This is a genomic window from Natranaerobius trueperi, from assembly GCF_002216005.1.
In the GTDB taxonomy this organism is placed as follows: Bacteria; Bacillota; Natranaerobiia; order Natranaerobiales; family Natranaerobiaceae; genus Natranaerobius_A; species Natranaerobius_A trueperi.
The window spans coordinates 1-9909 of record NZ_NIQC01000047.1 but is presented as its reverse complement, the minus strand read 5'-3'; the positions used below and the strand labels follow the sequence as shown (position 1 = coordinate 9909).

Sequence of the window (9909 nt, the reverse complement as noted above, 5' to 3'; positions counted from 1 at the left end):
TTTCTTAGTTAAGCAGTCTCACTGACTAGGAGGGTGTGGTCTTTCCCCGGATGGCCACCTTTACTTTATTATTACGTGATCCAAGAGGGGCTTTCCTGCCCTTCTATAAATAACTATAACAGACAAGAGGTGATAATTATGAACCATAAGAAAGTTAAAGAAAAACTATTTAACGATCAAAATGTTAAAAAAGAATATGATGACTTAGAAGTCCTTTATGATATCAAGCGACAAGTTATTAAGCTTCGCAAAGAAAAAGGTTTAAGTCAAAATGAATTAGCTGAAAAAATAGGAACAAAACAATCTGCAATCTCACGATTGGAAAACGAAAGCTATAATCCCAGTATAGAGCTTTTATATAAAATAGCCAAAGCTTGCGACAGAGATCTTCATATTAAATTTGATTAAACAGTGGCCCTTGAGCCACTGTTTCCTTTTTCAACGCACTTGCAAAATGTCAGATAACGTTCCCGTTGTTTGCGACGTTGCCGACCCCGACATAACAAACCCAAATAGAATACAAGGGGTTTGCGCGACTTTTGCTACTCAATAACTCTAACCTAATAACTGCAAAAGGCGTGACAAAAGGCAATATCTCGTAGAGCGCGACCGAAGGGAGCTGCGCAAACAATCATGTTATCTGATGCATTGGGCTTTCAGCCGAAGCCATGGACGGCGTAGCTGTACTGTTTTCATTCCCTTAGTACGTATAAATCAGATAATGTTCATCATATTGTTAGCTTTTAGCTTATACTATAAATTCAAATCTTCTATTTTCTCATTAGTAGCTTCAAAAATGTCTAATATTTTTTCTTGTACTTCTTCCTCGTTTATATCTTCACTTCCAACTCCATATTCATCTTCAAAAAGCAAATCAATTATACTGTCACCGCACTCACCAAATATTACCCCAATTTCTTTAACTTTCTCTTTGTCCTCAATTTCTGACCCTTTTATATCATCTAATAAGCTCACCATTTTCCATATGTGTTCATAATATATCGATTGCCAAAATTCTCTATCATTACTTGTGTAAGGTAAACGAAATAACGTACCACCTATCCTATCAAGATATTGTCTTTGGTCAGAGAGAGACTGAACTCTTAAAAATTCTTCTTTATCGGTAAATTCTTCACTATACATATCTAAAACATCCGAAGTTGTCCGCATATTGCTTCCAAGTCTATTTAGCTCATTATAAAACAAACCATCTAATTGATAATGCCTGCTCTCAATACTTGTAGTGGCATTATGCCATTGCCAAGCAAAAAAAATATTACTAATTACTAAAACAATTAAAATTAGATTAACATATTTTCTTATAATCGTGTCTTCCCCCCTCTAATTAATTAACTACAAACAATTAAATATGTTGCAAAAAATTCATAAAGGATTGACCTTACACAGACTATTGATCATAAAATATCTACTACATATCAAGAACTTTCAACTGCCCGCAGGACACGGGCAGACGCTCTAACCCACTGTTTCATCTAACGTTCCCGTTGTTTGCGACGTTGCCGACCCCGACATACAAAACCCAAACAAAATACTAAGGGGTTTGGCGCGACTTTTGCTACTAACTAACCCAAACCATTAACTGCAAAAGGCGTGACAAAAGGCAATGTCCCGAAGGGCGCGACCGTTAGGGAGCTGCGCAAACAATCGTGTTATCGGATGCATTGAACTTCAGCCGGAGCCATGGACGGCGAAGGCTGTGTTATGTTCTTATTTATATAATTATTACTATTCCCATCTATATGAAGGCCACTTGTGGTATGGGGATTCATATAACCTACCACTCACTAGTTCTTTTTCTTCATTAAAAGCTATAATACCTGGAGACCTTTTCCAGTTTTCTCTTTTATCTACTACAACTATATACTCTTTAGTATTTAATCTTTTAAGTATATAATGTTCTGCTTCTTGTTTAGCATCTTCTAAAGTATAGTGCTTCTCAGTGAAGTCTCCTATTAAAAAATATTCTATTTTATCATCAAAGGGCTTTACAAAAATAAAAATTTCATCATCCATTGTTTCCATTCTTCTTATAAAATCAGGATTACTCGTAATAGGCACAGGCTTTCCCGAAAGAAACCCTGTAAATAAGCCATTATTAACTCTCATATAAAATAACCCTAAAGGTCTACTGTATCTTACAGTTTCAAATGCTTTTTCACCAATAAATTCCTCCTCATAAACTGCCACCTGGTCTGAAGCCAAATTTTCGGTATGAATCACTTCAGCGTCTGATGGAATTATCCCTCCAAAGTTAAAAGAGAAACCATGTAACCATAATAATCCGTACACAAAGAATAGGATTAATACACCCTTTACTCCTTTCAGAACCTTCTCCTTTTTCCCAAGTATTAATCTTAAGAAATCATACGTCATAAAGAGAACTAACACTAACAATATGAATAAAACAAGCCCAAGTTGGCCTTCGCTAGATAGAAGGACATCCCTATCTGAAATCAAAGACATGCTTAATAATACTAATATCATTAAAGGAAATATTGAAATTAAAAATATAATATATTTTAGTAAAGGGTTTTTCACTATTGTCACCCTTTCTTTGAATGCCCTATTCTTGTCATAAAAACTGATAATTTAATCATATTTTTGACTGCCCGCAGGACGCGGGCAGATGCAATGTTCAATGTTTCCGATAACGTTCCCGTTGTTTGCGACGTTGTCGACCCAGCCATAATAACCCAAATCAAATACCAAGGGGGTTGGCAAGACTTTTGCTCCCCATACCTCTCTACTTTCTTAGTTGCAAAAGGCGTGACAAAGGCAATGTCCGAAGGCGCGACCGTAAGGGAGCTGCGCAAACAATCGTGTTATCGGATGCATTAGGCTTTAAATTGTAACTGCGACTCAAAAATGAGCCCATTCCAAGATGTTTAGAATAAAAATATTACTTATACTTCTTCTTTTTCTTCAATTGATATCATAAATATAAGCACTACTTTATCTTCACTTATCATTTCATCTAATTCATCTGGATCCTGATAGTTATATCTAGTTCTCATAGAGCCTTTTCCTAGTCGGTAAACTGCTAATACCTTCTCTTCTCCAGAATTTAACCCTACCGTTTCACCCTCAATAGCATAGTCCCAACCTCTTACATTTGTATCACTAAATAAGCTATCATCTATATTAACTGGACCTGTGCGAGCACCTTTTGAATAAATAAATAATTGAGGGCTATCACTACCTGGATGTAAAATTCCAGCTCCTAGATTCCCTTCTTCCACTTCTTTAGGGACTAATCCATAAGAAAGCTTTATAAGCGGAAAAGGTTCCACTGGTTCACCATCTTTATATCCTTCTACCCAAATCTTAACCCAGCTTTCATCTGACCTAGGCAGTTTAAAATTAAAATCAAATAGCCTACCAAGACCTAACTCATCAAAAGTTCTTTCATATTCTGAATCAGCACTTTGTGAAATGTATGCAATTTTATCAGTGTCATCACCCTTATCACTACAACCAACACCAAAGATTATAGATGCACAGGTTATTACTAGTAATAACCTGTATAATATATTTATTTTGATATGATCACTTCCCTCACTCATTTAATAAAGAAATTTCTAATACATTAAATAACTTAAGGGGTTACTATCTAACCTAATGTTTCCGATAACGTTCCCGTTGTTTGCGACGTTGCCGGCCCCGCCATTAAAACCCAAAACAAAATACAAAGGGGTTGGCGCGACTTTTGCCACTTACCAACTCTAACCCATTAATGCAAAAGTCGTGACAAAAGGCAATGTCCCGTAGGGCAGTGAGCGTAAGCGAACTAGCGCAAACAATCGTGTTATCGGATGCATTGACCTAGATTTCTTACTTCTTAAAATATTAGTATAATTATTTTTTAACTTCTATTTTAATTTTTTGTGTATCTAATTCTAACCTTTCTTTTAAATTTTCAGTTATTTCTAGTTCTACAATATCACCGTTATTTAAATCTTCAAAAATATAAATTACTGGTGCATCGACTACGGTTCCTGCTCCTGCAGTTTTTTTATGAAGTTTTTCTTCATCTAGTAAAATTATTTCGTAATCAGTAAGACGCCCTTCCTCAAATAAATCTGTATGTTCTTGACTATACAAAGGTTCAGGTGGTATTTTTTCCCTAAAAATTATTTCAAAATCTGATTCATTTACTTCAAGGTAACCATCAGAAGGTATTGACTTATCATTGACTAATAAATCATAATTCCAAGCAATTTTGGAGATTTGATCCAATTCCTCTTGGCTTAAGTTATTAATAACAATATCCATCATTGAGTGATATAGTTCAATTTCTTCTTCTAACATTTCTTTTGAACCTTCTAAAGCACTTATCTTGTTTTCCTTTGTTTCTAACTCTCCCTTTAATTGATCAATTTCTTGTCTTAGTTCAGTATCCTCAATATTATGACTTTGCAAATTACTACTATTACATCCTGCCACACTTATTAATAAAGCTACAACTAGCAAATAAAATAAATTTTTTATTTTTAAATTAAACAAATTAACACCTCCAAAAAATAATACTGACTACAGTACTTTGAAAAAATTGAATTTTTATTTTTGGTCAATGTTTCCGATAACGTTCCCGTTGTTTGCGACGTTGCCGACCCCGGCATCCAAACCCAAACAAAATACCAAGGGGTTTGGCGCGGCTTTTGCCACTTACTAAGTCTAACCAATTAACTGCAAAAGTCGTGACAAAAGGCAATGTCCGAGGGCGCGACCCTAAGGAGCTAGCGCAAACAAGCGTGTTATCTGATGCATTGGGCTTTCAACTGAAGCCATGGACGGCGAAGGTTGTAATGTTTTTTAGATTATACCATTTTTTCCATTTTGATCTATATATTCCTTTTCATTTTTAGTGCACATAAATCATAAACTGTGACACTTCTATCGTATGGAATACGCAACAAAGAAAACCAAATCATTGATCTTGATTTTCCATTTCTTTAAAGTGACCTGGTTGTTCATAATACGAATATTCTACATCTACATTTCTTCCTTCTAGTTCTTTTATTATCTTTTTTGCTCCACTATTTTCTTCAAGTTTGTTTCTGAGATACAGATTCTCCAGGTTTTCCATGCTTAATAAAGGTGAAATATCGCCAACTGTATATCCATCCGGCAAACGAGATGGAGCAGGTTCTGCAAACATATCAAGATTTAAAATTTTAAGCTGAGTCAGATCTTTTAAAGGTGAAACATCCTGCACTTTAGTTTGCCTTAAATTAAGTTCTTCCAGGTTATCTAAAGATGAAAGAGGAGAAACATCGCTAGCAGGAATATGTTCAGCACGGAGTATTTTCAAGTTATTAAGGTCTTTCAATGGGGATAAATCGCTGATTTCATTTTTATACAATTGAAGCTCTTCTAAATTCTCTAAATCAGCTAATGCTTCTATATTTTTGGTATCAGTTTTTATTAATTGAAGATTTTGTAAATTTTCTAGGTTTGATAAAAAGTCAATATCTTCAATTTTGTAACCTGCTATTTTTAATTCTTTCAGGTCTTCCAATTTTGAAATTGGTGTAAAATCTTCAATGCTATCAGAAGTACCCATCATATTCAGATAAATACGAAGTTCTACTATATTATTTATTTCCGCCAATGGTGAAATATCATTTAATTCTTCATCATCCCTACCACCCCTTAAAGTTATGCCTAGTTCTATATCATCTAATGGTTTAAGTGAATAAATATCTTCGGGGTCATCAACAAAAGTAACCAACTTATTAATTTTATTAAAAACTGACAAATCATCTGGTAGTTGTTCAAAGGATATGGTCAGTTTCAACTCATTCATTGATATCAAAGGAGAGTAATTTGAAATATTATTGTATACTACATCCAATTCTTTTAGTTTATCCTTTCCTTTTAGGGGCGATATGTCAGTAACTTCGTTATTCCTTATATTAAGTTCTTTTAATTCTTCTAACTCCTTTAAAGGAGTTAGATCGCTGACTTCATTTGCACTTATATAAAGTGTTTCTAAGTTTTTTGCATACTGCAAGCCTTCTAAACTTGTAATATTTTCGTTTCTAGCTCTAAGGGTTTTCAAATCCTTTAAATCTTCTTTTGTAAGCTTTCCTTCTATTCCCAATTCATCACGGATTCCTTCTTTCAAATTATCGTCTGGTACTAAAATTTCACGGAAATTAGCAACAACCTCTGTATCTTCCTCAATTTTAAATTCAAAAGATTTTTCTTTTATCTCATCTCCATTTTTTTCCCAAGATACAAATTCAAAACCTTCTTTAGGTTCTACTTTTAAATTCACATCTTCACCTCTTTCATAAGTACCTTCTCCAATTATTTCACCAGCATCTTCAAGATCAGCTTGTACCTCTACTTTGTATTCATTTAGGTCATCTCCTATACCCTGTTCATCCTCTACTTTTTCCTCTGGAGCACAACCTATCATAAAAGCTACTGAAACAGATAAGCATATAATCAATAATAAATAAATCAATCTTTTTCCTGACAAAGTACCACCTCACTTTAAAATCTTCAAAAAAAATTAAGCCCAAATTGGACTATCTACCACGTATTAAGAATTTCCACTGCCCGCAGGACGCGGGTAGACTTCAGCACTTGCCCAATGTTTCAGATAACGTTCCCGTTGTTTGCGACGTGCCCGAGCCGCCACAGCGGCCTGGCGCGGAGGTTGTCCCTTCATTAATTCTATCCACTAGTTGCAACCTCTGTGACAGAGGGCATGTCCCGAAGGGCGCGACCGCAGGGAGCTGCGCAAACAATCGTGTTATCTGATGCATTGGGCTTTCAGCCGAGCCATGGAAGGCGAAGGCTGAATGTTTTTTAAATTATACCATGTATTTCCATTTAGATCTAGGGGATCCTTTTAGTTTTAAAAAAGGAATGGGAAAATTCTTAACCCATTCCTTTTCCTTCAGCTTTTCAGAAATTCTTAATGCACATAAATCAGATGCTACGACTAAAACGGTCTAATTAACTGTTGACTATCCAATGTCCATCATAAACCTTCTTATAGTATCTAATTTAGTAGTCATTAATATATATTGATCTCCATCTGTATCATCATCTGCTTCATATATTAACGCAACATTTTTCGCTGTAAATGGATGATATTTTCTACCATTCACTTCAACTCCATGTCCCAATGAATCTGAAATATCCTCTTTTCTTTCTTCTACCGAATCAAATACATAAATAAAGAGATTATCTTCTGTTTCACTTATCTGAAACGAATACGGAGTAACTGAAACGTCTTCTTCTAGGGGAGAACTTAAATCAATTTCTTCTAAGCCTATTCCTCTTAATTCAATTACTTTCTTAACTTGTTCTTTTTCTAATCTGTCAACATCAACACTTTCTACTTCCGTTTCATTATTGCAGCCAACTAGAATTAAGAGAGCAAACATTAAAACAATTAACATTCGTGATGTCAAAAAACCCCTCCTATAATTAAGAATATCTCACAACTGCCCGCAGGACGCGGGCATTCTTATGGTTTTGCCCAATGTTTCAGATAACGTTCCCGTTGTTTGCGACGTGCCCGGGCCGACCTCAGTCGGCCTGGCGCGGAGGTTGCCCCCTCCTTTAATTCTACTCATCAACTGCAACCTCCGTGACAGAAGGGCATGTCCGGAGGGCAAGCGACCGCAGGGAGCGTAGCGCAAACAATCGTGTTATCTGATGCATTGGGCTTTCAGCCGAGCCATGGACGGCGAAGGCTGTATTGTCTTCATTCTTTATTACGTATAAATCAGATTATATTCATGATGATTATATTCATTAATCAGCCTCTTCCATTATTTCTTTTTTATAGATGTCAAAATATAACCTTTTCCCTTCTTCTCCAAGTTCTTTTCGTTTTTCTGGAGGAGTTGCTGGACCAGGAACTTTAGTAAAAAACAATTTCTCCCCATTTTTTGACCATTCTAATTCTCTAAAGAATGGATTTATCCCGTTAAAGTCTCCTAAGTCTTTATAGTCAATTTCTGATAATCTTTTTTGAGTACTATCCCCAATTATAAATCCTTCGTCATCAATTCCCTCTATTACAATTGCGTTTGTGGGTGAGCCTGGACCTATTGCATCAATATAAGCAAAATATTTACTAGAAGGTGACCAAAAGGGTTTAGTAGCAGCTCCTACTTCACCTCTAATCAAAGACGTAAAATGAACTTCATCTTTCTCAATATTGTAATATCCACTTAAAACATACATAGCATGACCTAATTCTGAAACATTCCCCTCCAATCTTTTTATTAGGCGATAATTTTACATTAATATTGGAAATTTCAAAAGCACTTAATTTAGGATCGTCAACAGTATCTTTCATTAAACTATACAAATTTTCCTTTATCATCTTCCAATTATTTGAAAGTTCTTCTTCAATTCTATTTCTTATATATTCCTCTTCATGGGATTTCTTTATAAAATTTGCTACTAGTTTTTTATTATCTTCAATTTCAAATTCATATTCTTGATCTTGACTGACTTGTTCTTCATCCCTATACCAACCTTCAAATTCGTAGCCTTCTTTTGATTTAGCTTCTACCTTTACCTCTTCACCCTCTTCATAAGTGCCTTCACTTGTCACTTCTCCTGCCTCTTCAGGATTAGCTTGTACATTCACTTCATACTCCTCTGGAGCACAACCTGTCGTAAAAGCTATTAAAGCTGTTAAACTTGCTACTATTGCTAAATAAGCTAGTTTTCTTAGTGACAAACTACCACCTCACATTCCATTAAAAAATTAATGCATATAAAATATCTGATGCGTATTAAAGAGCTCCTAACTGCCCGCAGGATGCGGGCAGACTTCTGTACTTGCCCAATGTTTCAGATAACGTTCCCGTTGTTTGCGACGTGCCCGAGCCGGCAACAAACGGCCTGGCGCGGAGGTTGCCACTCCATTAATTCTACTCGCGTACTGCAACCTCCGTGACAGAAGGGCATGTCCCAAAGGGCAAGCGACCGCAGGGAGTGCAGCGCAAACAATCGTGTTAGACGATGGACTAGTTATTCAGTAAATCCGTAATTCCGTCTTTTAAGATCGGTAGTTTATTCTGTATTACATCCCATACTATTTCTAAATCTACCTCTGCGTAATCATGAATCAACACATCTCTGATTCCAGCTATCTTTCTCCACTCAATATGAGAAGCATTTTCCTTAACTTCTTCTGGAATTCTTTTAGAAACTTCCCCAATAATCTCTAAATTGCGAATCACAGCATCTTGAACCATATTGTTTGAACTAAAAGCTTCGTAAGTTATATTGTTCACATAGCTTTCTATTTTTTCAATACATTTCAAGATATCTTGTAAATAAACTCTGTAATCACGCATATTCAACACTCTCCATTATCTCTGCCTTTAATTCAGGTTTTATTGATTCAGACGTAACTAAATCAATTTCTTTATCAAATAATTCTTCTAGAAAGAACTTGAGTTCTATATAGTTATCATAATTTTTCTGTCCTTTTCTAAACTCAACTACAAAATCAAGGTCGCTGTTGTCTTTCTGACGTTCTTTAACAAATGACCCAAACAAACCTATATTCCTTACCCCAAGTTTTTGTAGTTTGTCTTTATTATTTTGAAGGGTTATAAGTATTTTCTTTTTGTCCATTATTCTCACTTCCTTTTAAAAGTGTTTACTATATTTTACCACATATTATACCCGCATTCTAAACTGACTAGTCTTTCGTCTAACGTTCCCGTTGTTTGCGACGTTGCCGTCCCCGCCATAACAAACCCTAATAAAATACCAAGATTCTCTATGTAAAGGATAAAAACCTGTAAAATTTGGAAATCCAGAATACAGTAATCCAAATTTGAAATTTTGCTCTTTTAAAAACTAAATTAAGCAATGTGTTTTTCTCTAGCTTTTATGAAC

11 protein-coding genes are annotated in these 9909 nt (G+C 35.4%); 1 reads left to right on the top strand and 10 read right to left on the bottom strand.

Annotated elements, in window-relative coordinates:
- Positions 1–138 precede the first annotated feature (138 nt).
- Positions 139–408, top strand: a complete 270-nt coding sequence (locus CDO51_RS12570) for a helix-turn-helix transcriptional regulator (protein WP_089024576.1) — start codon at positions 139–141, stop codon at positions 406–408.
- Between the two features lie 345 nt (positions 409–753).
- On the opposite strand, the gene CDO51_RS12565 is transcribed toward CDO51_RS12570, so the two are convergent.
- The 10 genes from CDO51_RS12565 to CDO51_RS12515 form a co-directional block, all read right to left on the bottom strand.
- Positions 754–1143 (bottom strand): hypothetical protein, encoded by a 390-nt coding sequence (locus CDO51_RS12565; RefSeq protein WP_143824734.1) that lies wholly within the window; start codon positions 1141–1143, stop codon positions 754–756.
- A gap of 603 nt (positions 1144–1746) precedes the next feature.
- Complete coding sequence (locus CDO51_RS12560) at positions 1747–2559, bottom strand: hypothetical protein (RefSeq protein ID WP_089024574.1); 813 nt, start codon at positions 2557–2559, stop codon at positions 1747–1749.
- Between the two features lie 365 nt (positions 2560–2924).
- Positions 2925–3584, bottom strand: coding sequence for a hypothetical protein (locus tag CDO51_RS12555; protein WP_240503580.1), 660 nt, complete (start codon positions 3582–3584; stop codon positions 2925–2927).
- Positions 3585–3876: 292 nt separating this feature from the next.
- A complete protein-coding gene (locus CDO51_RS12550) occupies positions 3877–4524 on the bottom strand; it encodes a hypothetical protein (protein WP_089024573.1) in 648 nt (215 codons plus the stop codon).
- 424 nt (positions 4525–4948) lie between these two features.
- On the bottom strand, positions 4949–6508 hold the full coding sequence (locus tag CDO51_RS12540; RefSeq protein ID WP_089024571.1) for a leucine-rich repeat domain-containing protein: 1560 nt from the start codon (positions 6506–6508) through the stop codon (positions 4949–4951).
- A 493-nt stretch (positions 6509–7001) separates the two neighbouring features.
- Positions 7002–7451: a hypothetical protein gene (locus CDO51_RS12535; protein WP_089024570.1), complete on the bottom strand. Its 450-nt coding sequence runs from the start codon at positions 7449–7451 to the stop codon at positions 7002–7004.
- 346 nt (positions 7452–7797) lie between these two features.
- A complete protein-coding gene (locus CDO51_RS12530; protein WP_089024569.1) occupies positions 7798–8232 on the bottom strand; it encodes a hypothetical protein in 435 nt (144 codons plus the stop codon).
- Positions 8201–8737 carry an InlB B-repeat-containing protein gene (locus CDO51_RS12525; RefSeq protein ID WP_089024568.1) on the bottom strand — a complete coding sequence of 179 codons (537 nt, stop codon included), beginning with the start codon at positions 8735–8737 and terminating at the stop codon, positions 8201–8203. The genes CDO51_RS12530 and CDO51_RS12525 overlap by 32 nt, the downstream gene beginning before the upstream one ends.
- Positions 8738–9026: 289 nt before the next feature.
- Complete coding sequence (locus tag CDO51_RS12520) at positions 9027–9359, bottom strand: HepT-like ribonuclease domain-containing protein (protein WP_089024567.1); 333 nt, start codon at positions 9357–9359, stop codon at positions 9027–9029.
- Positions 9352–9642, bottom strand: a complete 291-nt coding sequence (locus tag CDO51_RS12515; RefSeq protein ID WP_089024566.1) for a nucleotidyltransferase family protein — start codon at positions 9640–9642, stop codon at positions 9352–9354. The genes CDO51_RS12520 and CDO51_RS12515 overlap by 8 nt, the downstream gene beginning before the upstream one ends.
- Between the last annotated feature and the right edge of the window lie 267 nt (positions 9643–9909).

What these genes read in the sequence shown, in the direction of transcription:
- CDO51_RS12570 (WP_089024576.1), top strand. Translation starts at nt 139, where the DNA reads ATGAACCATAAGAAAGTTAAAGAAAAACTATTTAACGATCAAAATGTT.
- CDO51_RS12565 (WP_143824734.1), bottom strand. Translation starts at nt 1,143, where the DNA reads ATGTATAGTGAAGAATTTACCGATAAAGAAGAATTTTTAAGAGTTCAG.
- CDO51_RS12555 (WP_240503580.1), bottom strand. Translation starts at nt 3,584, where the DNA reads ATGAGTGAGGGAAGTGATCATATCAAAATAAATATATTATACAGGTTA.
- CDO51_RS12530 (WP_089024569.1), bottom strand. Translation starts at nt 8,232, where the DNA reads ATGTATGTTTTAAGTGGATATTACAATATTGAGAAAGATGAAGTTCAT.
- CDO51_RS12520 (WP_089024567.1), bottom strand. Translation starts at nt 9,359, where the DNA reads ATGCGTGATTACAGAGTTTATTTACAAGATATCTTGAAATGTATTGAA.
- CDO51_RS12515 (WP_089024566.1), bottom strand. Translation starts at nt 9,642, where the DNA reads ATGGACAAAAAGAAAATACTTATAACCCTTCAAAATAATAAAGACAAA.